Source organism: Roseburia sp. TF10-5, assembly GCF_003462365.1.
GTDB classification, from domain to species: Bacteria; Bacillota; Clostridia; order Lachnospirales; family Lachnospiraceae; genus Roseburia; species Roseburia faecis.
The window spans coordinates 15,290-37,113 of the sequence record NZ_QTYW01000012.1 but is presented as its reverse complement, the minus strand read 5'-3'; the positions used below and the strand labels follow the sequence as shown (position 1 = coordinate 37,113).

26 protein-coding genes are annotated in these 21,824 nt (G+C 44.1%); 21 read left to right on the top strand and 5 right to left on the bottom strand.

What is annotated here, in order from left to right:
• Positions 1-124: 124 nt before the first annotated feature.
• From DXD06_RS11315 to DXD06_RS11300, 4 genes are all read right to left on the bottom strand, one after another.
• On the bottom strand, positions 125-604 hold the full coding sequence (locus DXD06_RS11315) for a deoxycytidylate deaminase (RefSeq protein WP_022045265.1): 480 nt from the start codon (positions 602-604) through the stop codon (positions 125-127).
• A gap of 91 nt (positions 605-695) precedes the next feature.
• Entirely contained in the window at positions 696-1,325 is a 630-nt protein-coding gene (gene upp, locus DXD06_RS11310; protein ID WP_022045266.1) for a uracil phosphoribosyltransferase, read from the bottom strand.
• Positions 1,326-1,329: 4 nt separating this feature from the next.
• Positions 1,330-1,791 carry an arsenate reductase/protein-tyrosine-phosphatase family protein gene (locus DXD06_RS11305; protein WP_022045267.1) on the bottom strand — a complete coding sequence of 154 codons (462 nt, stop codon included), beginning with the start codon at positions 1,789-1,791 and terminating at the stop codon, positions 1,330-1,332.
• Positions 1,792-1,801: 10 nt separating this feature from the next.
• A complete protein-coding gene (locus DXD06_RS11300; RefSeq protein ID WP_117831957.1) occupies positions 1,802-2,857 on the bottom strand; it encodes an L-threonylcarbamoyladenylate synthase in 1,056 nt (351 codons plus the stop codon).
• A 193-nt stretch (positions 2,858-3,050) separates the two neighbouring features.
• Between DXD06_RS11300 and DXD06_RS11295 the strand changes: the two genes are divergently transcribed.
• The 10 genes from DXD06_RS11295 (at position 3,051) to atpC (ending at position 10,102) form a co-directional block, all read left to right on the top strand.
• Complete coding sequence (locus DXD06_RS11295) at positions 3,051-3,299, top strand: AtpZ/AtpI family protein (protein ID WP_022045268.1); 249 nt, start codon at positions 3,051-3,053, stop codon at positions 3,297-3,299.
• Entirely contained in the window at positions 3,283-3,669 is a 387-nt protein-coding gene (locus DXD06_RS11290; protein ID WP_022045269.1) for a solute carrier family 23 protein, read from the top strand. The genes DXD06_RS11295 and DXD06_RS11290 overlap by 17 nt, the downstream gene beginning before the upstream one ends.
• Positions 3,670-3,673: 4 nt before the next feature.
• Entirely contained in the window at positions 3,674-4,396 is a 723-nt protein-coding gene (gene atpB / locus DXD06_RS11285; RefSeq protein WP_117831906.1) for a F0F1 ATP synthase subunit A, read from the top strand.
• A gap of 111 nt (positions 4,397-4,507) precedes the next feature.
• Positions 4,508-4,762, top strand: coding sequence for an ATP synthase F0 subunit C (gene atpE, locus DXD06_RS11280; protein WP_022045271.1), 255 nt, complete (start codon positions 4,508-4,510; stop codon positions 4,760-4,762).
• A 15-nt stretch (positions 4,763-4,777) separates the two neighbouring features.
• On the top strand, positions 4,778-5,305 hold the full coding sequence (gene atpF / locus DXD06_RS11275) for a F0F1 ATP synthase subunit B (protein ID WP_055067436.1): 528 nt from the start codon (positions 4,778-4,780) through the stop codon (positions 5,303-5,305).
• Positions 5,293-5,859: an ATP synthase F1 subunit delta gene (gene atpH, locus DXD06_RS11270; RefSeq protein WP_117831904.1), complete on the top strand. Its 567-nt coding sequence runs from the start codon at positions 5,293-5,295 to the stop codon at positions 5,857-5,859. Before atpF ends, atpH begins: the two co-directional genes overlap by 13 nt.
• Positions 5,856-7,364 (top strand): F0F1 ATP synthase subunit alpha, encoded by a 1,509-nt coding sequence (gene atpA, locus DXD06_RS11265; protein WP_117831902.1) that lies wholly within the window; start codon positions 5,856-5,858, stop codon positions 7,362-7,364. Before atpH ends, atpA begins: the two co-directional genes overlap by 4 nt.
• A gap of 27 nt (positions 7,365-7,391) precedes the next feature.
• Positions 7,392-8,252, top strand: coding sequence for an ATP synthase F1 subunit gamma (gene atpG, locus DXD06_RS11260; RefSeq protein WP_117831900.1), 861 nt, complete (start codon positions 7,392-7,394; stop codon positions 8,250-8,252).
• Positions 8,253-8,272: 20 nt separating this feature from the next.
• Positions 8,273-9,670, top strand: coding sequence for a F0F1 ATP synthase subunit beta (gene atpD / locus DXD06_RS11255; RefSeq protein ID WP_022045276.1), 1,398 nt, complete (start codon positions 8,273-8,275; stop codon positions 9,668-9,670).
• Positions 9,671-9,697: 27 nt separating this feature from the next.
• The gene (atpC, locus tag DXD06_RS11250) at positions 9,698-10,102 is read left to right on the top strand and encodes an ATP synthase F1 subunit epsilon (RefSeq protein ID WP_055067432.1); all 405 of its coding nucleotides are present in this window, start codon (positions 9,698-9,700) and stop codon (positions 10,100-10,102) included.
• A gap of 135 nt (positions 10,103-10,237) precedes the next feature.
• Here atpC and DXD06_RS11245 read toward each other — a convergent pair whose 3' ends face one another.
• Entirely contained in the window at positions 10,238-10,606 is a 369-nt protein-coding gene (locus tag DXD06_RS11245) for a helix-turn-helix domain-containing protein (RefSeq protein WP_055067431.1), read from the bottom strand.
• A gap of 258 nt (positions 10,607-10,864) precedes the next feature.
• Between DXD06_RS11245 and DXD06_RS11240 the strand changes: the two genes are divergently transcribed.
• The 11 genes from DXD06_RS11240 (at position 10,865) to DXD06_RS11190 (ending at position 21,800) form a co-directional block, all read left to right on the top strand.
• On the top strand, positions 10,865-11,566 hold the full coding sequence (locus DXD06_RS11240) for a CpsB/CapC family capsule biosynthesis tyrosine phosphatase (RefSeq protein WP_117831898.1): 702 nt from the start codon (positions 10,865-10,867) through the stop codon (positions 11,564-11,566).
• The gene (locus DXD06_RS11235) at positions 11,563-12,609 is read left to right on the top strand and encodes an LCP family protein (protein ID WP_117831896.1); all 1,047 of its coding nucleotides are present in this window, start codon (positions 11,563-11,565) and stop codon (positions 12,607-12,609) included. Before DXD06_RS11240 ends, DXD06_RS11235 begins: the two co-directional genes overlap by 4 nt.
• 3 nt (positions 12,610-12,612) lie before the next feature.
• Complete coding sequence (locus DXD06_RS11230; protein ID WP_117831894.1) at positions 12,613-13,392, top strand: YveK family protein; 780 nt, start codon at positions 12,613-12,615, stop codon at positions 13,390-13,392.
• Positions 13,392-14,162, top strand: coding sequence for a CpsD/CapB family tyrosine-protein kinase (locus tag DXD06_RS11225; protein WP_055263901.1), 771 nt, complete (start codon positions 13,392-13,394; stop codon positions 14,160-14,162). The genes DXD06_RS11230 and DXD06_RS11225 overlap by 1 nt, the downstream gene beginning before the upstream one ends.
• A gap of 56 nt (positions 14,163-14,218) precedes the next feature.
• A complete protein-coding gene (locus DXD06_RS11220; RefSeq protein ID WP_117831892.1) occupies positions 14,219-14,770 on the top strand; it encodes a leucine-rich repeat protein in 552 nt (183 codons plus the stop codon).
• 115 nt (positions 14,771-14,885) lie between these two features.
• Complete coding sequence (locus tag DXD06_RS11215; RefSeq protein ID WP_117831890.1) at positions 14,886-16,346, top strand: sugar transferase; 1,461 nt, start codon at positions 14,886-14,888, stop codon at positions 16,344-16,346.
• A 16-nt stretch (positions 16,347-16,362) separates the two neighbouring features.
• Positions 16,363-16,839 (top strand): PssD/Cps14F family polysaccharide biosynthesis glycosyltransferase, encoded by a 477-nt coding sequence (gene pssD / locus DXD06_RS11210; RefSeq protein ID WP_117831888.1) that lies wholly within the window; start codon positions 16,363-16,365, stop codon positions 16,837-16,839.
• A gap of 12 nt (positions 16,840-16,851) precedes the next feature.
• Positions 16,852-17,346 carry a glycosyltransferase gene (locus DXD06_RS11205; RefSeq protein WP_117831885.1) on the top strand — a complete coding sequence of 165 codons (495 nt, stop codon included), beginning with the start codon at positions 16,852-16,854 and terminating at the stop codon, positions 17,344-17,346.
• 10 nt (positions 17,347-17,356) lie between these two features.
• The gene (locus DXD06_RS11200) at positions 17,357-18,481 is read left to right on the top strand and encodes a polysaccharide pyruvyl transferase family protein (protein ID WP_117831883.1); all 1,125 of its coding nucleotides are present in this window, start codon (positions 17,357-17,359) and stop codon (positions 18,479-18,481) included.
• A gap of 1 nt (position 18,482) precedes the next feature.
• Positions 18,483-20,636 carry a glycosyltransferase gene (locus DXD06_RS11195; protein WP_117831881.1) on the top strand — a complete coding sequence of 718 codons (2,154 nt, stop codon included), beginning with the start codon at positions 18,483-18,485 and terminating at the stop codon, positions 20,634-20,636.
• A gap of 42 nt (positions 20,637-20,678) precedes the next feature.
• Positions 20,679-21,800, top strand: coding sequence for a glycosyltransferase family 1 protein (locus DXD06_RS11190; RefSeq protein WP_158569529.1), 1,122 nt, complete (start codon positions 20,679-20,681; stop codon positions 21,798-21,800).
• The last annotated feature ends 24 nt before the right edge of the window (positions 21,801-21,824 follow it).

The following is a 21,824-nucleotide window of genomic DNA, read 5'->3' as shown; positions in this document are numbered from 1 at the left end:
ACTATAATCACTGTAAAAACCCCCCAATACATTATATATAGTTTTTGCTATACCCCATAGTAAAAATACCTTCTCCTAAAAAGGCAGCGTTCGTAGCTGTCTTTTTTATTTATTTTTTCAACTCTTACAATGACAATTTTACTTCCCGGTTCGTGTGTTCATAATGGCGCAGTGTCACACCGGCGGCGCGCAGCATTTTTTTGGATGCGATCACACCCGGGGTAGAAGCGTATTTGTCACTGTCGTAAACAACTTCACGGATACCACACTGGATAATGGCTTTGGCACATTCATTGCATGGAAAGAGCGTAACATATATGGTTGATCCTTCCAGGCTTCCGCCCCGGTAGTTGAGAATGGCATTCAATTCACTGTGGGTAGAGTAAAAGTATTTGTTGTCATCGCCTTCGCGTACCCATGGGAAATCATCATCGGAACATCCGGTTGGAAATCCATTATATCCCATGGAAAGAATTTTGTGTTTGTCACTGACAATACAGGCTCCAACCTGTGTGTTTGGATCTTTGGAACGCATACCGGAGAGCATGGCAACGCCCATGAAGTATTCGTCCCAGCTGATGTAGTCCTGTCGTTTTGTGCTCATATGTGTTAGCCTCCTTTGCAGTTTCTGTAAAATAACGAGAGGGGCAATAAGTCAATCCTGACTTTTGCCCCCTGGATATTGTAATATCTGATTATTTGGTTCCAAAGATACGATCACCGGCATCTCCCAGACCCGGAACAATATATTTATGTTCATTTAAATGATCATCAAGTGCTCCGATGTAAAGATCAACATCTGGGTGAGCATCGGTAAGTGCTTTTACACCTTCCGGTGCAGCAATGATGCACATAAAACGAATGCTTTTTACACCCTTGTCTTTCAGCATTTGGATTGCTGCGATGGCTGATCCGCCGGTAGCCAACATCGGATCTACGACAAATACTTCGCGGTTGGCACAGTCTGCCGGAAGTTTGCAGTAATATTCCACTGGTTTTGCTGTCTCAGGATCACGGTAGAGACCGATATGTCCGACTTTTGCAGCAGGAATCATTTCCAGCATACCGTCTACCATGCCAAGTCCGGCACGCAGAATCGGTACCACTGCCAGTTTTTTTCCTTTTAATTCTTTTACGGTCGTCTTACAGATCGGAGTTTCGATCTCCACATCCTGTAACTCCAGATCACGGGTTGCCTCGTAACACTCAAACATTGCAACTTCGCCTGCAAGTGTACGGAAATCCTTAGAGCCGGTCTCGGTTCTTCTCATTAATCCGATTTTGTGCTGGATCAGCGGGTGATCCATAACGACTACTTTTCCCATAAATTTATTCTCCTTCTTCTTCGTTAAGTTTTTTCACAAGTTTTTTGATTGATTTGCGCAGGGTTTCATAACAGAGTCCATAGGCTGGCAAAGCACCTCCGTATGGATCTAATATTTCCAGTTCGTCCCCGACATATTTGGTAAGAACCTGTATATTTTCCGGAACAGCATTTTCAAACTGCTCTAAAATGCGCTCCCGGTGAATTTCTTCCATGGTAATGACAAGAGCATCTTCTGTCAGATCTTCTTCCGTCAGCTGCTGGGAAACATAATTTTCCATATTGATACCGTTGCTGATTAAGACAGCTTCGGCTTTTTGATTCATTGGTTCCTGAAATTGTACAACAAGTCCACGGGATAAGATCTCCAGCGGATGCCGCAGGGTAAAATCTCCCATGATACCGGCTGCCATTGCCTCGCGACAGGTTCCTGTCTGGGCAACAAAAATCAGTTTGTTATACTCCATATAATTACTCCTAATCGCAATGTATTACGGTATGACCGGCCGCTTTGAGCAGACGGTTCATAATGGCCTGTCCGATGCGAGGGGTCTGAAAGCTTTCTGAATAAATGGCATCTACATGCAATTCATCACACTCACGCAAAATTTTGTACAGATGCTGTGCAATGGCGTCTTCGTTGGAACGGCTGCCCATGGAAAGAATGACATCTGCATGATAGGAAGAACGGGTTTCTTCCGTAGCAATGACAGCTACCTTTTTTCCATTCTCCTGTTTTTCATGTACCAGAGCATTGATTCTGGAGATGACCGCGGCGGATGATCCGTCTACGATTACCATATCGGCTTTTGGGGCATAATGCTTGTATTTCATGCCCGGAGCTTTTGGTTTGCGCGTGTCGTCTGCGGCAATAATACCCGGATCAATGATAACCTCTTCGCCGAGCACCTCGGAAAGCATCTGCGGCGTAATGTAGCCGGGACGCAGTACCATAGGTTTTGATTCGGTCAGATCAATGATGGTAGATTCAATGCCGATACCGACCGGGCCGCCATCTAAAATCATGGCAATCCGACCGGATAAATCCTCTGCAACATGAGAAGCTTCTGTCGGACTCGGACGACCGGATGTGTTGGCACTTGGCGCAGCGATCAGACATCCGCTTTTGCGTATCAGATCAAGTGCAACCGGGTGATTCGGCATCCGTACAGCGACAGTATCCATTCCTCCGGTTGTTGCCATCGGAACGGCATCGCTTTTCCAGACGATCATCGTCAGGGGACCCGGCCAGAAAGCACCGGCCAGTTTGCGGGCAGCCTCCGGAACTTCACGTGCAACACGTTCCATATCGGAAAAGTCCGCAATGTGCACGATCAGGGGGTTGTCCGAAGGACGTCCTTTTGCTGCATAGATTTTGCGGGCAGCTTCCGGATGCAGGGCATCTCCGCCAAGACCGTATACCGTTTCTGTCGGAAAAGCGACCAGTTCACCCTCTGCGATCAGACGTCCGGCCTCTTCCATAATTGTTTCGTCAATCTGTTCGGGATTGACACGTTCTATTTTTGTATTCATCATATTCACACTTTGCTTTCCGCTTTATATCCCGTCTATTATAGTCCATAGGCTCTGGGATTGTCAATCGGATTAGCTGGCTGCTAAAGAAAATGATTGGTGAAAATGATAAAATATTCTAAAAACTATGGAATTTTATAGACAAAACGACGAATAATGAGGTATAATACATCCATCGGGACGGAGGAAGGCTATGAAAAAAGACAACAGATCCGTGATACAGACATTAACACTCATTTTTCAGTTTGGAATCAGTATGCTGGTGCCGATTTTTTTATGCAGTATACTGGGAGTGTGGCTGGGAAATCTGACAGGGATTAACTGGTTAATGATTCCGTTTTTCTTTATGGGAGCTTTGGCAGGGTTTACGAATATTTACAAGACAGTAAGGAAACTATACAGGCAGGAGGAAAAGAAAGAAAACCATGTTAAAAAGGATTAACGAAGCATTACCGGGGCTGGTCGTCTCAATTTTATTATATGGGGTGATGGTAGAACTGATCGGGGTATGGTTTGTAAAGGACAGGATTGCATATTCCATCGGGGTATGGTTTGGCATAGCGGTTGCCGTGGGGATGGCAATCAATCTTGCAACTGTGATCTTTGATTCTGTTACGATGGGGGACACCGCACATGCGACGCGAAGAATTGTCACAAAATCAATTCTTCGTTATGTAGTAGTGGTGATTTTGTTCGTGTTATTTGGGTATTTTCAATGGGGAAACCTGATTGCGGCTTTTCTTGGGCTGCTTGGTTTAAAAATTGGAGCATATCTTCAGCCTTTATGGGAGAAAGTAAAAGGAAGGAGGTGACTATATGAATGAGGGGATTTTACTGGCGTCGGACATCGACTTTATGATTCATGGAATTTTTAAAGTAAAAGTATTTGGTCAGGAAGTCTGGATCACCGACAGCCACGCATGTATTTTGATTGTTATGGCAGTAATGGTTATTTTTGCTGTGATTGCCAATCGCAAGTTAAAGCATGCCACCGAAAAACCGGATACTTTTCAGAATATAATCGAGCTGATTGTAGAAAAATTAGACGGAATGGTGGATTCCACCATGGGAAAGTGGGCACCCAGATTCGTCAACTATATCAGCACGATTTTTATTTTTATACTGATGAGTAACATATCTGGATTGTTTGGCCTGCGCCCGCCGACGGCAGATTACGGAACCACGCTTGCACTTGCACTGATCACATTTTTTATGATCCGTTTCAACAAGGCAAAACACCAGAGTCTGAAAGAAATATGGACAGGTATGTGTTCACCGCTTCCGCCATGGCTTCCACTCTGGGCGCCGATCAACATTATCAGTGAGATTGCAATACCGATCTCATTGTCGCTGCGTCTGTTTGCAAATGTGTTGTCAGGAACCGTAATCATGGCACTGGTATACGGTTTGCTTGGGGTAATTGCAACGGCATGGCCGGCAGCACTGCACGTATATTTTGATCTGTTTTCCGGAGCAATCCAGACGTATGTATTCTGTATGCTCACAATGACTTATGTGTCGCAGGCGTGTGGAGACTGAAATGCATCCTCAAGATGCATTTCCTACGCAAATCGCTTCCGCGTAAGCGGAACTCTCATGCGATTTGCTCCTTGTATCAAAACAAGTATTTAATTTAAGGAGGATTTTACTATGAATATTTCAGGACAGGATTTAATCAGAGCATGTTCGGCTATCGGTGCAGGACTTGCAGTTATTGCAGGTATCGGACCTGGTATTGGACAGGGTATCGCAGCCGGACACGGCGCAGCAGCCGTGGGACGTAATCCGGGAGCAAGGGGACAGATTATGTCCACCATGCTGTTAGGTCAGGCAGTTGCAGAGACGACAGGTCTGTATGGTCTTGTTGTCGCACTGCTTTTACTTTTTGTACATCCGCTTGGATAAAGGAGGGGCAAACGAGTGTTAGCTGCACAGGAATTTTTATTTGATTTAAATCCACAGCTGCTCTTTGATGCTGCCCTGCTGGCAATTGCAGTATTTTTCCTTTATATGCTGATGTCATATCTGCTGTTTAATCCCGCGCGGAAACTTTTAAAAGACCGTCAGGATCACATTTCATCGGAACTGGATGAGGCCAGCGCCGACAAAGAAAAAGCAGCAGCGCTGAAAGCGGAGTATGAGGCAAAGTTAAAAGAAATTGACAAGGAAGCGGAAACGATTCTGGCAGATGCCAGACAAAAGGCGTTAAAGAACCAGAACCGCATTGTCAATGAGGCAAAGGAAGAAGCTGCACGCATTGTAAAACATGCACAGGAGGAGGCACTTCTGGAGAAGAAGCATGCCATGAATGACATGAAACAGGAAATGATCACTGTGGCATCCCTGATGGCACAGAAAGTTGTGGCATCTTCCATTACCGCAGAGATTCAGAGCACACTTGTGGATGAAACATTAAAAGAAATGGGTGAATCGACATGGCAAAATTAGTATCCAAAACATATGGGGATGCTTTGTTTGCGCTGGCGGTTGAAGAACATATGGTGGATCCATTATATGAAGAGGCGCAGGCTGTTGCACAGATTCTGCGTGAAAATACAGAACTGACCCGCCTGATGAATCATCCCAAAATCGAAAAAGAAGAAAAAGTCAGACTGATCGAGGATATTTTCAAAGGACGTATCGGTGATGAACTGGTGGGACTGCTTCGGATGCTTGTACAAAAAGGGCATTATAAGGAGACAGATCAGGTATTCACTTATTTTATTGACCGTGTCAAAGAGTATAAAAAAATAGGTACTGCCTATGTCACATCGGCGATGGAAATGACACCGCAACAGAAACAGGCGGTGGAACAAAAGCTGCTCGACACGACAAAGTACGTTCAGTTTGAGATACATTATACCACGGACCCCGCACTGATCGGAGGCATGGTCATCCGGATCCGGGACCGTGTTGTGGACGGCAGTGTCCGGACCAGACTGGAACATCTGACAAGAGACTTAGAACGTATACAATTGAAAGTAGGTGAGTGCGCTCCATGAATTTAAAACCAGAAGAAATCAGTTCTGTCATTAAGGAGCAGATCAAAAGATATGCTTCCCAGCTGGAAGTGGCAGATGTGGGAACCGTCATTCAGGTGGCGGACGGCATTGCACGTATCCATGGACTGGAAAATGCGATGCAGGGAGAATTGTTAGAATTTCCGGGAGAGGTATACGGTATGGTACTGAACCTGGAGGAAGATAATGTCGGTGCGGTACTTCTCGGAAGTCAGCACAATATCAATGAGGGAGATACCGTTAAAACAACCGGACGTGTGGTAGAAGTGCCGGTAGGAAATGCACTGCTCGGGCGTGTTGTGAATGCGCTCGGACAGCCGATTGACGGAAAGGGACCGATCACAACGGATAAATACCGTCCGGTAGAACGTGTGGCATCCGGTGTCATTTCCCGAAAGGGAGTGGATACACCACTGCAGACAGGTATCAAAGCCATTGATTCCATGGTGCCGATCGGAAGAGGACAGCGAGAACTGATCATCGGAGACCGTCAGACCGGAAAGACCGCGATTGCAATTGATACCATTATTAATCAGAAAGGGCAGGGGGTAAAGTGTATTTATGTGGCAATCGGCCAGAAAGCTTCTACCGTTGCCAATATTGTTCAGACACTCGAAGAGTATGGAGCTTTCAGTTATACAACCGTTGTTGCGGCTACGGCAAGTGAACTTGCGCCTTTGCAGTATCTTGCTCCGTATTCCGGCTGTGCAATCGGCGAAGAGTGGATGGAGAATGGCGAAGATGTACTTGTTATCTACGATGATTTGAGCAAACATGCCATGGCATACCGGACCCTGTCGCTGCTGTTAAAGCGTGCACCGGGCCGTGAGGCTTATCCGGGTGATGTCTTTTACCTGCATTCACGTCTGCTTGAGCGTGCGGCACGTCTGTCGGACAAACTGGGAGGAGGTTCCCTGACGGCATTACCGATCATTGAAACGCAGGCGGGAGATGTATCTGCATATATTCCGACCAATGTGATTTCTATCACAGATGGGCAGATTTATCTGGAGACGGAGATGTTTAATGCCGGTTTCCGCCCGGCAATCAATGCGGGACTTTCCGTTTCCCGTGTAGGAGGAGCCGCACAGATCAAGGCGATGAAAAAGATTGCGGCGCCTATCCGTACAGAACTGGCACAGTACCGGGAACTGGCTGCATTTGCACAGTTCGGTTCCGAACTGGATGCAGACACGAGTGAGAAACTGGCACAGGGAGAACGATTAAAAGAAATCTTAAAACAGCCGCAGTATCAGCCGATGCCGGTTGCAAAACAGATCGTTATCATCTATGCGGCAGTGAAAAAGTATCTTATGGACATTCCGGTAGAGGAAATTCTGCATTTTCAGGATGCGTTACTCGAACTTATTGATACCAGATATCCGGAGATTACCGGAAAGATTACAGAGACGCAGGTGATCGATGAGGAGACAGAGCAGAAACTGATAGCAGCTATTCAGGAAACGAAAAAAGAATACCTGGCGTGAGGGTATGATAACAGGGGGTGATAACACATGGCGTCTATGAGGGATATAAAAAGACGAAAAGGAAGTATCCAGAGCACACAGCAGATTACCAAAGCCATGAAACTTGTTTCTACCGTAAAACTCCAGAAAGCCAAAGGGCGGGCAGAACAGACAGATCCCTATTTTCAGTATATGTACCGGACGGTAAGTTCCATTTTAGCACACAGCGGCAATATGGATCATCCATACTTAAGAAGCGGGGAATCCAAAAAGAAAGCGATCGTTGTACTGACTTCGAATCGTGGACTTGCAGGAGGATATAATGCGAATGTGGTGAAACTGATCACAGAAAGTGATGATGTTGCCAAAGAGGATGTCGTGATCTATGCAGTTGGCAGAAAAGGAATTGAGATACTGGAGCGAAAAGGATATCACATCGAGGTAGATGCCTCGGAAATTATGGAAAATCCGACATATCCGGATGCCGCAGCACTCTGTAAGAGAGTGCTCGACGATTTCGCGGAAGGAAAAATAGGAGAGATCTATCTGGCATATACGCATTTTAAAAATACCGTTAGTCAGGAAGCGCAGCTGATCCGTATGCTTCCGGTGGAAGTAAGTGAATCTTCGGAGGAAAAGTCTTCCAGAGAAATTCTTATGAATTATGAGCCAAACGAACAGGAGGCTCTGAATCAGATTATTCCAAAATATGTGACAAGTCTGTTTTATGGGGCACTGGTAGAAGCCGTGGCAAGTGAAAACGGTGCCCGCATGCAGGCCATGGATTCCGCAACAAGCAATGCGGAAGATATGATAGAGGATCTTTCCCTGAAATATAACCGTGCAAGACAGGGATCTATCACACAGGAATTGACGGAAATTATTGCGGGAGCAAATGCGATAGAGTGACGTAATAAAGGAGAAGAAACATGGAAAATAAAGGAGCAATAGGAAAGATCACGCAGGTGATCAGTGCCGTGCTCGATATCAAATTTCCGGAAGGACATCTTCCGGAGATCAATGATGCAATCCGTATTCCTTTAAAAAAGGGCGGAGAACTGATCGTTGAAGTAGCACAGCATCTGGGGGATGATACCGTGCGTTGTATTGCACTCGGACCGACGGACGGACTTGTCCGCGGTATGGATGCTATAGCGACGGGAGGACCGATTTCGGTACCGGTAGGAGAAAAAACACTTGGCCGTTTGTTTAATGTGCTGGGAGAGCCAATCGATGAAATTGCACCTCCGCAGACCAAGGAGCACTGGCCGATTCATCGGAAGGCACCTTCGTTTGAGGAACAGGCAACTTCCCAGGAAATGTTAGAGACAGGAATTAAAGTTGTCGATCTGCTCTGCCCGTATCAGAAAGGTGGAAAAATCGGATTGTTTGGAGGAGCCGGTGTAGGAAAAACCGTGCTGATCCAGGAACTGATTCATAACATTGCTACAGAGCATGGTGGATATTCGGTATTTACCGGAGTCGGAGAGCGTACCCGTGAGGGAAACGATCTGTATTATGAAATGAAAGAGTCGGGAGTTATCGATAAGACAACCATGGTGTTCGGACAGATGAACGAACCGCCAGGGGCACGTATGCGTGTAGCACTTACCGGACTTACGATGGCAGAATATTTTCGTGATAAAGGCGGAAAAGATGTTCTGTTATTTATTGATAATATTTTCCGTTTTACACAGGCAGGATCGGAAGTGTCTGCCCTGCTCGGACGTATGCCGTCCGCAGTAGGTTATCAGCCGACCTTACAGACCGAGATGGGGGCACTACAGGAGCGGATTACATCCACAAAGAACGGATCTATCACTTCTGTACAGGCGGTATATGTGCCGGCCGACGATCTGACAGACCCGGCACCGGCCACAACGTTTGCACATCTGGATGCCACAACGGTACTGGATCGTTCCATCGTGGAACTTGGAATATATCCGGCTGTGGATCCGCTGGCTTCTACTTCGCGTATCCTTGACCCGAGAATTGTCGGGGAAGAACATTTTAAGGTTGCGCGTGGAGTACAGGAGATTTTGCAGAAATATAAAGAACTGCAGGATATCATCGCAATTCTCGGTATGGATGAGTTGTCGGAGGATGATAAGCTTGTTGTCAGCCGGGCACGTAAAGTACAAAGATTCCTGTCGCAGCCGTTTTCCGTGGCAGTACAGTTTACCGGACTGGAAGGCAAATATGTTCCGGTGGAAGAGACCATCCGCGGATTCCGTGAGATTCTGGATGGAAAACTGGATGACGTGCCGGAAAGTTATTTCCTGAATGCCGGAACAATTGATGAGGTAAAGGCGGCATATGCAGGGTAATGTGTGTGCCGGCTGGAGGAAACAGAGATGGAAAAGACATTTGATGTAGAAATCATCACGCCGGACCGCGTTTTTTATAAGGGAACTGCGGATCTGCTGGAATTTAATACGGAATCCGGCGAGATCGGTGTATACCGTGATCACATTCCACTTACAACGGTACTGGAACCGGGGCTTGTCACGATCCATCATGGGGATGAAGAACAGGTGGCAGCAGTGCATGCCGGATTTGCCGAGATTCTGGGAGATAAGGTAACACTTCTGGCAGAACTGGCAGAATGGCCGGAAGAGATTGATCTGGAGCGCGCGGAAGCCGCAAGAGAGCGAGCAGAGGAGCGGATTCACAACAGAAATGACAATCTGGATCTAAAGCGCGCGGAATTTGCATTGCATAAGGCTCTGATCCGTATTAATCTTGCAGAGTATCGATAAGTGAAAATGGAAATAAAAGGGAGGGTATTTCATGGGAATATCCTCCCTCTTTTATGGACTTTTTAAACTGGAGTCTGGGACTGGATGTGAAAATACTTTTCCGGACGGTACCGGAAGTCGTGAAGAAGAACGGGTCTATGTAGGCGAATTCCCAGTTGCAGCAATAAATAGTTTGAGAAGGCGTATCGCATAATTTCTTTGGGAGGCGGGCGCCTTTTCGATTATGTGGATCAGTGTCATTGCATCTTTTTGTTGCCATTCCCGCTCTGTTTCAGAGATTTCTCCAAACATCATATAATCTAAATTCATATCTAACGATTTGGCAATCGCCAGCATGGTTTCCACAGACATACCACACATCCCGCGTTCAATATCGGAACAGTATTTTGTTGCCCGATTGATCCGCACCGCCAGTTCATCCTGTGAGAGTCCAAGTTGTATCCGCTTATGGCGAATCCGTTCGCCAACTGCAATTCTATCATAAGGTTCCCGTTTCTTATTCATTTCGTAATCCTCTTTATTCCCCAAAATTCCAAATTTTCTTATATAAAGATAGTATCAGTTATTAAAATATAATAAACACTTTTCAAACGTAAAATATAGGTGCGTTTAGGACTTGAGTATTTGTGCGTTTACAAACGGAAAAACGGGGAAATTCGCCAATTTTCGCGTGTAAACGTACTGTGAAAGGGTAAAGACATGAGGTAAAATATCTGTTGTTACAAACAAATATGATTATGAAATAATTATGGATCATAAAAAATGCTGATTGATTTTCACACACATATTCTTCCGGGAATAGATGACGGAAGCCGGAATGTAGAAATGTCACTAAGAATGTTAGCAGCGCAGAGGGAGCAGCAGGTTAATGAAATCGTAGCAACTCCCCATTTTTATGCACAGAAGGATTCTGTGGAGGAATTCTTATTGCGCAGACAGTGCAGCTATGAAAAATTGAAAACGAAAATGGCAGAGACAAATCTGGATCAGAAGCTGCATCTGGCAGCGGAAGTTTATTACTTTCAGGGAATCGGAAGTGCTGGAATGATCCCGAAGCTTTGTGTGGAAGGAACACAGACACTTCTTCTGGAAATGCCGTTTGCCCAGTGGAATTCTGCCATTTATGCAGATGTGGAGAAACTGGTACGACACCAGAAACTGAAAGTTGTCCTTGCCCATATTGAGCGTTATTACGAATTCCAGAAGAAAAAAGAAATCTGGGATGCCGTCATGGAACTTCCGTTATACAAGCAGATGAATGCAGGCGTATTTCTGAACTGGAAAAAGAGGCATAAAGCGTTTCAGCTTGCAAAAGAAGCCACAACCATTATTCTTGGCAGTGATTGTCACAACATGGATACCCGGCATCCAAATCTTGCCGAGGGGCGCATCGTGCTTGCAAAGAGATTTGGCGAAGCGTTCCTCCAGAAAACGGATCGCCTGACCAGGGAGGTACTGCAGTGAGCGAAAAAAAGAAAACCATGCGTGCAGTTATAGAAATTATCATTGCCGTACTTGTAATCATTGCTGTATATTTTATCATCCGTGGGATGGATCGGCACGACGTGCGTATCCAGCAGGCAGCCACAGAAAATGAAACGCAGCGTGTCTGGAAAGAATTTCAAGAAAAAACCGTCTCGATCAAGCTACATAAAAAGACCTGGAAATTTGCCCATCCGGTTCAGACGTATCTCTTTATCGGAACCGACAAAAGCGGAAACGAAGATGCCGAAGGAGAAGAATATCATGGCTCGATGGCAGATGCACTGATGCTTGTTGTCGTGGATGAAGAAGAAAAAACATATGGAATTTTGCAGCTGAACCGGGACACCATCACTGAAGTGCCAATGCTTTTGCAAGACGGAAGCGCTAATGCCAGTGCACAGATGCAGCTTTGCACGGCACATTGGTATGGAAAGGACAAGGCTGCAAGCTGCGGCAATACGGTGGAGACCGTATCAAAAATGCTTGGCGGTCTGCCTATTGATGGATACTATGCATTAAAAATGGATGCGATGCCACTTCTGAATCATGAGGTGGGGGGAGTAACCGTTACACTGGAAGATGATATGACCAAGCTGGATCCGGCTATGAAGAAAGGTGCAACGCTTACCTTGACGGACCGGCAGGCAGAACTGCTCATGCAGTCCCGGTATGCCATGGATGACGATCGCAATACGCAGCGTATGCGCCGCCAGCAGATCTTTTTAAACGCATTCATGAAAAAGATAAAAAAACAGAATGCGGGGGATGTCAATGCGACCGTGAAATTATATGACCGGCTGCGCCCGTATGCGACGACAGATATTAAGATGAATGATCTAACTGCCCTGTTAAAGGATATGCAGGGATATACAGACAAAGGAATTATCACAATCGACGGTACATCCAAAATTGGAGAAAAGCTGCACGATGGGAAAAAGCACTGGGAGTTTTATATGGATGAAGATTCACTGGAGACATCCATGAAACAACTGTATCCACTGGTGCAAGAGAAAGGAAAGTAACGAATGAACCAGGAAAACCAACTGACAGAGCAGAACAGCGAAGAAACCGAAATTGATCTGCTTGAAATTTTTTATCTGCTGCGGGCAAAGCTGGTATGGCTGATTCTCGCATTTGTGATCGGGGGAGTGATTGCAGGCTCCATCACACATTTTCTGATCACACCAAAATATACGGCAACTGCAAAAATGTATATGATTTCCGCATCCAGTGGAAGTGTGCTTGATCTGTCGGATTTCAATATCGGAACATCCCTTTCTCAGGACTATACCGAATTGATCAAAATCCGTCCCGTGTTCAATGAAGTTATTGATAACCTGAATCTGGATATGGAATATGAAGATCTGCTGAAAAAAGTAGATATTTCAGTTGTCGGGGATTCACGGTTACTTGCCGTGTCGGTGGAGGACAATGATCCAAAACTTGCACAGTCGATGGTCAATGAACTTGTAGATACAGCGGTAACCTACATTCCGAAAGTTATGAATGCATCTGAGAATGCACAGCCGACCATTGCGGAATATGCAGTGGTTCCAGATGAACCGAGTTCGCCGAACCTTGCCAAAAATATTATTCTCGGAGCGGTTGTTGCAATGCTTCTTGTAGCCGTGATCTTCGTGGTACGTATGCTTATGGACGACAGCTTAAATACGGCAGAGGATGTCGAAAAAGAATTTGGTATCATGCCGTTTACCGTTATTCCGGAGGGGGATATCGAAGAAATTTCTGATGAGGTAGAAAAAGCGATCAGTAAAGAGAAAAAGAAAAGAAGGAAGAAAAAGTAATGGAATTTACACCGAAAAACCGTGCGACTGTCCAGAATATGCCGAAACTTCCGTATGCGGTAGAGGAAGCACTAAACCGTCTGCGCGTCAATGTGAGCTTTCTTGGAAGCAAAGTGAAAAAAATCATGGTGATATCCAGCGCTCCGGATGAGGGAAAAAGTTTTATTGCCATGCAGCTGTGGCGGCAGATGGCAGAAGCCGGCAGCAAGAGCATTCTTGTGGACATGGATCTGCGCAAGAGTGTTATGGTTGACAAATATCAGATTGTCCGGGAAGACAATGGAAAAATTCTGGGAACTTCCGATTATCTGGCAAGTGACGATACGCTGGACAAATATGTGTTGCGTACCAATATCGGAGCGGGAGATCTCCTTCCGAATAAAGAAAATATTATTAACCCGTCCATGCTTCTCGAAGGACAGAAACTGGCAAGTACATTTGAGGAACTGGATGAAAATTATCGTTATACGTTTATTGATGCTCCACCATTGAATCTGGTATCGGATGGAGAAAAGATTGGCTCGCTGTGTGATGGCGCACTGCTGGTTGTCCGCGCAGGAGAAACGCCAAAGGCAATGGTTCGTAATTCGATCCGCCAGTTGGAGCGTGCCGGGTGTCCGGTTGTCGGCATTGCACTCAGCCGTGCCAAAGGCGCTGCAAATGGATATTATCACAAATATGGCAACTACTATGGCAAGAGTTATTATGGAAAAGGCTATGGCTACTATGGAAAACATGGATATTATGGCTATGGCACAGAGCAGAAGTAGGTGATTCCCCGAAAGGGTTTTCACATAAATAATCAGGGAAGGAGGATTATATCCCAATGAACAAATTAATCAAGAAGGTGCTGGTAGGTATTACCGCTGCTACTATGATGTTTGGATCTGTTTGTACTGCTTATGCTGCAACAGATTCTGCAACCGTAGCTCCAGCTCCGGAAAAACAGACAAACGTCAAGGCTGATAATGGCGCAAAGGTAAGTACCGCAGCAAACGGTACAGCAACCGTAAAGGCTTTACCAAAGACAACAAAGAAGAGTGTTACAGTAGCTTCTAAGGTTGTTGTAGATGGAGTCTCTTACAAGGTTACAGCAATTGGAGCAAAGGCTTTTGCAAATGCTACAAAAGCTACAACTGTTACACTTCCAGCCAGCATCAAGACCATTGGCGCTCAGGCATTTACAGGTGCAAAGTCTGTAAAGACAATCGTCATCAAGTCTGCTTCCGTAAAGGTTGACAAGACTGCATTTAAGGGTGTAGACACCAAAAAGATGACAATCAAGGTTTCCGGTATGTCTGCAAAGCAGCTGAAAGCATTCAAGGCTCAGCTGAAGAAAGCCGGATTCAAAGGAACCGTAAAGAAAGTTTCTAAATAATCTCGGGTTCTTGAAAAGGGCGCACAGAGTTGATTCTGCTGTGCCCTTTTCTATAGAAAAAAATGGGAATGAACAAAAGTAATAAGAATCATAAAAACGAAAGAAAGGAGACATCATGTATCAAAAAGCAAAAAACAGCTGGATCAAACACATTGATTTTGTGATACTGGACATTCTGTGTCTGCAGGTTTCTTTTTTCCTGGCGTATTTCGTCAGACACCGGAACCTGAATTTATATTCCAATTCCGTGTATGGAAACCTTTCCATCGTGTTGATCCTGATCGATGTATGCATGATGTTCTTTTTAAATACATGTAAGAACGTACTGAAACGTGGACTGCTCATAGAACTGGCGGCAACCATGCGTCAGGTCAGCCTGGTGATACTGTTTGCCGTGTTTTATCTGTTCTTTGTGAAAGATGCGGGTGATTTTTCTCGTATTACACTGTTTCTGACCGCTATCTTTTATGCTATAATCAGTTATGGGACAAGAATTCTATGGAAACGGCATGTATTGCGGAATCTGCGGCTTGGAAGAAAGAATTCTATCGTGATATTGACAGACTGGGCCAATCTTCCACAGGTGCGGGAAGATATCCAACATCACAGCTATGAACTGTTTCAGGTTCGAGGAATCGCTGTGATCGATGTCAATGAAAAGAAAACACTTCCCGAAAAACTGGGGGACATCCCATTTGTGGCAGAGGGAGAATCTGTTATGGATTACTTGTGCCATGCATGGGTGGATGAAGTATTTATCGATCTGCAGCCTGATGATCCGCGGGTAGACAGATGGATCGACCAGCTGACGGAAATGGGAGTAACGGTACATCTGAAACTTGCCAACCGGATGGAGCTGGCGGCGAACAAACAGTTTGTGGAAAAACTGGGACGATACACGGTGCTGACTACAAGCATCCGTACCGTGAGTACCTGGGAACTGTTTCTCAAACGGCTGATGGATATTCTTGGAGGCATCATCGGCTGCATCCTCACAGGAATTCTGTTTCTGATCCTTGCACCGATGATCTATCATGAATCGCCCGGCCCGATCTTCTTCGGACAGACCAGGATTGGAAAGAACGGCAAGAAGTTTACGTGCTATAAATTCCGCAGTATGTATCTGGATGCGGAGGAGCGCAAAGCAGCACTTGCCGCAGAAAACCGTGTATCGGACGGAATGATGTTTAAACTGGATTTTGACCCGCGCATCATCGGCAGCAGGCGTCTGCCGGACGGAACGATAAAAAAGGGGCTTGGAAATAAGATCCGCGACTGGTCCATCGATGAGTTTCCACAGTTCTGGAACGTGCTCAAAGGGGATATGTCTCTGGTAGGTACACGTCCACCAACGGAAGATGAGTGGGTGAAATACGAGTTGCACCACAGAAGCCGCCTGGCAATCAAACCTGGGATCACCGGGATGTGGCAGGTAAGTGGGCGCAGTGAGATTACGGATTTTGAACAGGTGGTAGCACTTGATCGCAGTTATATTGCGAACTGGAGCCTGGGACTTGATGTGAAAATATTGTGCAAAACAGTGGGAGTCGTGCTGAGACATGAAGGTGCGATGTGAGCGGGAGTTATCTAAGATGAAGCATGTGACAGACAAAAAAAATCTTAAAATTTGCTTAGTGGGTTCTTCAGGAGGGCATTTGACGCACTTGTATATGCTTAAACCGTTTTGGAAGGATAAGAATCGTTTCTGGGTAACGTTTGATAAAGAAGATGCGAGGAGCCTTCTTAAGGATGAGAAGATGTATCCATGTTATTTTCCAACAAATCGTAATATCAAAAATTTGATTCGCAATACGTTTCTTGCAATCAGAGTTTTGAAAAAAGAAAAACCGGATTTGATTATTTCTTCCGGTGCTGCTGTAGCTGTGCCGTTCTTCTATCTGGGTAAGATGATGGGGGCAAAGTTGATTTACATTGAAGTGTTTGATCGTATAGATAAACCTACAATGACAGGAAAGATGGTTTATCCGATTGTTGACAAGTTTATTGTACAGTGGGAAGAAATGAAGAAAGTATATCCAAAGGCAGTCAATTTTGGTAGTATTTTTTAGAATGGAGAAATTATGATTTTCGTAACTGTGGGGACGCATGAGCAGCCTTTTAACCGTCTGGTGAAAAAAATTGATGAATTAAAAGGAAACGGAACAATACAGGATGATGTTTTTATCCAGACGGGATTTAGTACATATGAACCGAAAAATTGTCAGTGGAGTAAATTGATTCCATACCAACAGATGGTTAAGAATGTGGAAGATGCTCATATTGTGATTACGCATGGAGGACCGGCCAGCTTCATTATGCCGCTACAGATTGGAAAAACTCCGATTGTTGTTCCACGCCAGCATCAGTTCAATGAGCATGTAAATGACCATCAGGTTGAATTTGCGAGAAACGTGGCTCAGAGAATGGGAACGATTATCCCGGTAGAAGATATTGAAACATTGGGAGACATCATAACAAACTACGATCAGATTGTTGCAGGTATGGGACATGGCATGAGCAGTAACAATGCCAAGTTTAATGAAGAACTTGAGAAACTGGTAAAAGAACTGTATTGAGGATGAATGGATGAAAAAAGTCGGAATCATGTCGATGCAGCGCATTGCAAACTACGGGTCGTTTTTGCAGGCATATGCATTGAAGCAGCTAATGGAGGAAGTTGGCTGTAATGTGGAATTTGTGGACTACCATGTAGGTGCTCCAGTAATTACAGAAAATGCAGATAGTAAAAATAAGGTTGTCCGAAAGATAGAAAAGGGGCTGGAAACCTTTCAGTATCGGGCTCCTCTTGCACACAAATTATCGTTCATCCGATATAAACAGTCTTTCGCTCAAAAGTATATGCCACTTTTAGGAATTACGGATGAAATGAACTACAATCCGACAGTGGATTGTCTTGTGATTGGCAGTGACGAGGTTTTTAACTGTATTCAAAAAAATTCCAATGTGGGTTATTCGCCAGAATTGTTTGGAAAAAATAACCATGCGAAGAAACTTATCACTTATGCAGCGTCTTTCGGCAATACAACATTAATAAAGCTGGAAAAGTATAAAAAGGCCAATGAAGTCGGAGCTTTGTTGAAGAAGTTTGACGCGATTTCTGTACGAGATACTAATTCAGGAACTATTGTAGAGCAGCTCACTGGGAAAGAACCAGTGTACAATCTGGATCCGGTTCTGACCTATGATTACATGAACTGCTGCGACAAAATCCCACGGGTTCAGACTAATGAGAAGTATTTGATTCTGTACGCGTATGCAGGCCGCATTTCCAATGATGAGGCAGATTGGATTGCTGCTTATGCAAAGAAAAAGAATTTGAAGGTATATGCAATTGGTGGTATCCAAAAATGCGCAGACCGATTCGTGGACTGCTCACCCTTTGAGGTTCTGGCCTATTTCAGAAATGCAGAAGAAGTTATTACCGATACCTTCCACGGTAGCATCTTCTCGGTGATCACACATCGGCCGTTTACAACATTGATTCGCAAGAGTGTAGGTAACAGCTATGGTAATGAAGAAAAGTTGAGCGATTTGCTAAAGCGACTGAGACTGGCCAATCGGATGACAACGAAAATTGAAGATGCAGAAAACATCAATGAAAAGGCGATTGATTACGCGAAAGTTGATGAGCAGTTGAAAGCACATAGAGAAGTGGCGAAGGAGTATCTGAGAAAAAATTTAGAGGGATAAAATGGAGAACATATCGAGGATAAAAGAGAAATGTGTGGGATGTAAAAGCTGTGAGCAAAGCTGCCCAAAACACTGTATCTCTATGGTAGAAAACAAAGAGGGATTTTGGTATCCGTCTGTTGATGAAAAAAGCTGCATTGAGTGCAAGGTGTGCTTGAAAAAGTGTCCAGTAGAAAATACGGAATTTCATCGGAATGAGCCACATAAAGTTTGGGCGTGGCGCAATAAAAATGATGTGGATATTATGCGCTCTGCATCTGGCGGTGCGGCGGATAGTGCAGCGAAAACTATATTGCAAATGGGCGGTGTGGTTTATGGTGCTGCCTATGACGAGCAGCTGGCAGTAAGTCACATTGAAGTGACAGATGAAGCAGAAAGAGAGAAACTACAGTCCTCTAAGTATGTTCAGTCTGACCCGAAAGATAGCTACACAAAGGTCAAACAGCGTTTGTCAGAGGGGAAAACGGTACTTTTTACAGGAACTCCCTGCCAGATTGCAGGCCTGTATGCTTTTTTGGGTGGCAATCCAGAAAATTTATATACGGTTGATTTGATTTGCCACGGTGTGCCTTCGCCGAAGTTCTTCAAAAAGTATCTGGAATACCAGAACAAGCAGATGGCTGGCAGAGTAATCTATTTCAACTTCCGTTCCAAAGACAAGAGAGGTTGGGGAACACAATACCTGCTAAAGACAAAGACAAAGACAAAGACAAAGACACTCTCCCTTGATCGCTATGGAAAACATTTTATGGATGGCGACTGCTATAGGGAGAGCTGTTATCAGTGTGCTTATGCGAATACGAGCCGTGTGGGAGATTTGACAGTGGGTGATTTCTGGGGAAGTGCAAAGAACCATCCGAACTTCTATTCTCCAAAGGGCGTGTCCAGTGTATTTGTAAATACCGAAAAAGGCCAAAAGCTCTTTGAAATGATGCGGGTTCTTGCAGAAGTGGAAGAGGCAACGCTGGAGGAGGGAATGGTAAAGCAAGGAAATCTCATAAAGCCGAGTATGAGGCCGAATGAGAGAAATACATTTTACGAGAAAATTGATGAGGATAATTTTATGGGTGACTTGAAAGTTGGTATTCAGCCAAAAGAACGGCTAAAAGCTGTGATTCCGGCTGGAGCAGTTAGACTCCTCAAAAAGTGGGGGGGGGGAGTAACAGAAGAAAATTATAAGGTGTCTGTTATTGTACCAGTATATAATGTGGCTCCTTTCCTGGAAAAGTGTGTGGAATCTATTCTGTCGCAAACATGGGACTTTATAGAAATTATTTTGGTTGATGATGGCTCAACAGATAATTCTGGCTTAATATGCGACCAGATGAAGCAAAAGGACGATCGAGTAAAAGTGCTTCACAAAAGCAATGGTGGCGTAAGTGCTGCTCGGAATTCTGGAATGGAAATAGCAAGTGGTGGTTTTATTTGTTTTGTTGATGGTGACGATTATGTGATGCCAGACTATGTTGAATATATGCTGGAGCAGCTGATCAAGAATGATGCTGATATTGCACTGACAACACAAATGTTTGGAAACTTTGATGAAAAACAAGTTAAGAACGATGAAATTACAACTTGGAATGGTGAAGATGCAGTAGAAGCCATTTTATGCTATCGAGTTCCGATTGGATGCTATTGCAAATTGTTCAGAGCAGATTTTTTAGAGGATGTCCGTTTTATTCCAGAAATATTTATAGGAGAAGGATTTAACTTTAATGTAGCAGTTTTTCAGAAAGCTGATAAAGTTGTTGTAGGAAAAAGAAAAACTTATTATTATCGCCGCGATAATCCAACGAGCGCAATGACAAAGTTTTCGATTAAAAAGTGCGAATGTGGATTATGGGCTTTGGATGTAATTAAACAGAATTTGAAGATTCACTCAAAGAGAATTGATGCAGCGTGGACATACGCAAATTGGAGAACACACTCGGATTTTTACGACATGTGTGTTCTTGCTAGGGTAGAAAAAGAATATCCAGAAATGTACAAAAAATGCTTGAAAGTGACAAGAAAAGATGCTTTGAGTGCATTATATGTGCCGACATCGAAACAAAATAAACTAAGAGCAGTCATTATGTGGGTATGTCCGGTAGCGATTTCGTTTGCTATGAGAGTTAGAAAATTAAAATATCATGTTAATGTAAGCAATCGCTAAACATTTCAATTCAATGGATTTGTGACTGTGAGGATAATGAAAATGAAGAATAAAAAAATCAAAGTGGCGATGGTCACAAATCATTTTGGTATTACCGGAATTGGAACAGTGATGATGAATTACGGTAAGGCATTGGATAAGAACAAGTACGATTTAACCATTCTTGTAGGAAAACCCATTTCAGAAAAATATGAAAAGGAGTGCCTAGAGAATGGTATCCATTTAGAGGCTCTTCCGTCACGGCATGGGAATCCTAAGAAACATTATGTTGCACTATGGAAAGCATTGAGAGCGGGAAATTATGACATTGTACACGACCATGGTAGTAGTTCAATGATGGCCGTAGAATTGACAATTGCAAAGTTGGCAGGAGTCAAAAACAGAATCGCTCATAGTCATAATAGTACCTGCCCCAATATGAGAGTACATAGGCTGTTAAATCCGTATTTTAGAACAGTATATACAAAGGCACTAGCTTGTGGCCGGTTAGCGGGAAACTGGTTGTTTGGAGAAAATAATTTTGAGGTTTTACCAAACGGTTTTCATACAGACGATTTTGCGTTTTCTAAAAAGAACAGAGATGCAGTAAGAAATAAATTGGGTGTAGAAAATCAACTGCTTATTGGACATATCGGACGCATCAACGAACAGAAAAATCAGGAATACTTGTTGGACGTATTTAAAGAAGTAGCTGCGATACGAGGTGATGCGATTCTTCTTATTGTGGGAATCGGACCGGATGAAGAAAAGATTAAATCTCGTGTAAAGGAGCATCCATACAGGGATCGTATTATCTTGTATGGTGAAACAGATAATCCCACAGCTCTCTACTCTGCGATGGATATATTTGTTTTTCCATCGAGATATGAGGGACTTCCAGTAGTATTGCTAGAGGCGCAAATATCAGGATTGCCATGTGTCGTTTCGGATAAAGTTACGAGAGAAGTAGACTTAGGTGATATAAATTGGCAGTCCATTGATGATGATCCAAAACAGTGGGCAAAGGCAGTAGTTGAAATTAGACGACAATCTAATCAAGAACGACTGTTCTATAAAGAAAAACATCTTTCACAAATCAGAAAATACAATATCGCCTGTTCAGTGAAACAACTGGATAAAATCTACACTAATATGATAACAAAGGACAACTGTGATTTATTGTGAAATCATATAAATTTATGATGAGAA

What these genes read in the sequence shown, in the direction of transcription:
- DXD06_RS11195 (WP_117831881.1), top strand. Translation starts at nt 18,483, where the DNA reads ATGGAGAACATATCGAGGATAAAAGAGAAATGTGTGGGATGTAAAAGC.
- DXD06_RS11305 (WP_022045267.1), bottom strand. Translation starts at nt 1,791, where the DNA reads ATGGAGTATAACAAACTGATTTTTGTTGCCCAGACAGGAACCTGTCGC.
- DXD06_RS11200 (WP_117831883.1), top strand. Translation starts at nt 17,357, where the DNA reads ATGAAAAAAGTCGGAATCATGTCGATGCAGCGCATTGCAAACTACGGG.
- atpH (WP_117831904.1), top strand. Translation starts at nt 5,293, where the DNA reads ATGGCAAAATTAGTATCCAAAACATATGGGGATGCTTTGTTTGCGCTG.
- DXD06_RS11245 (WP_055067431.1), bottom strand. Translation starts at nt 10,606, where the DNA reads ATGAATAAGAAACGGGAACCTTATGATAGAATTGCAGTTGGCGAACGG.
- DXD06_RS11300 (WP_117831957.1), bottom strand. Translation starts at nt 2,857, where the DNA reads ATGAATACAAAAATAGAACGTGTCAATCCCGAACAGATTGACGAAACA.
- atpD (WP_022045276.1), top strand. Translation starts at nt 8,273, where the DNA reads ATGGAAAATAAAGGAGCAATAGGAAAGATCACGCAGGTGATCAGTGCC.
- DXD06_RS11215 (WP_117831890.1), top strand. Translation starts at nt 14,886, where the DNA reads ATGTATCAAAAAGCAAAAAACAGCTGGATCAAACACATTGATTTTGTG.
- atpC (WP_055067432.1), top strand. Translation starts at nt 9,698, where the DNA reads ATGGAAAAGACATTTGATGTAGAAATCATCACGCCGGACCGCGTTTTT.
- atpB (WP_117831906.1), top strand. Translation starts at nt 3,674, where the DNA reads ATGAATGAGGGGATTTTACTGGCGTCGGACATCGACTTTATGATTCAT.
- atpE (WP_022045271.1), top strand. Translation starts at nt 4,508, where the DNA reads ATGAATATTTCAGGACAGGATTTAATCAGAGCATGTTCGGCTATCGGT.
- DXD06_RS11190 (WP_158569529.1), top strand. Translation starts at nt 20,679, where the DNA reads ATGAAGAATAAAAAAATCAAAGTGGCGATGGTCACAAATCATTTTGGT.
- DXD06_RS11240 (WP_117831898.1), top strand. Translation starts at nt 10,865, where the DNA reads ATGCTGATTGATTTTCACACACATATTCTTCCGGGAATAGATGACGGA.
- DXD06_RS11315 (WP_022045265.1), bottom strand. Translation starts at nt 604, where the DNA reads ATGAGCACAAAACGACAGGACTACATCAGCTGGGACGAATACTTCATG.
- upp (WP_022045266.1), bottom strand. Translation starts at nt 1,325, where the DNA reads ATGGGAAAAGTAGTCGTTATGGATCACCCGCTGATCCAGCACAAAATC.
- DXD06_RS11290 (WP_022045269.1), top strand. Translation starts at nt 3,283, where the DNA reads ATGTTAAAAAGGATTAACGAAGCATTACCGGGGCTGGTCGTCTCAATT.
- atpG (WP_117831900.1), top strand. Translation starts at nt 7,392, where the DNA reads ATGGCGTCTATGAGGGATATAAAAAGACGAAAAGGAAGTATCCAGAGC.
- atpA (WP_117831902.1), top strand. Translation starts at nt 5,856, where the DNA reads ATGAATTTAAAACCAGAAGAAATCAGTTCTGTCATTAAGGAGCAGATC.
- pssD (WP_117831888.1), top strand. Translation starts at nt 16,363, where the DNA reads ATGAAGCATGTGACAGACAAAAAAAATCTTAAAATTTGCTTAGTGGGT.
- DXD06_RS11205 (WP_117831885.1), top strand. Translation starts at nt 16,852, where the DNA reads ATGATTTTCGTAACTGTGGGGACGCATGAGCAGCCTTTTAACCGTCTG.
- DXD06_RS11225 (WP_055263901.1), top strand. Translation starts at nt 13,392, where the DNA reads ATGGAATTTACACCGAAAAACCGTGCGACTGTCCAGAATATGCCGAAA.
- DXD06_RS11295 (WP_022045268.1), top strand. Translation starts at nt 3,051, where the DNA reads ATGAAAAAAGACAACAGATCCGTGATACAGACATTAACACTCATTTTT.
- DXD06_RS11230 (WP_117831894.1), top strand. Translation starts at nt 12,613, where the DNA reads ATGAACCAGGAAAACCAACTGACAGAGCAGAACAGCGAAGAAACCGAA.
- DXD06_RS11220 (WP_117831892.1), top strand. Translation starts at nt 14,219, where the DNA reads ATGAACAAATTAATCAAGAAGGTGCTGGTAGGTATTACCGCTGCTACT.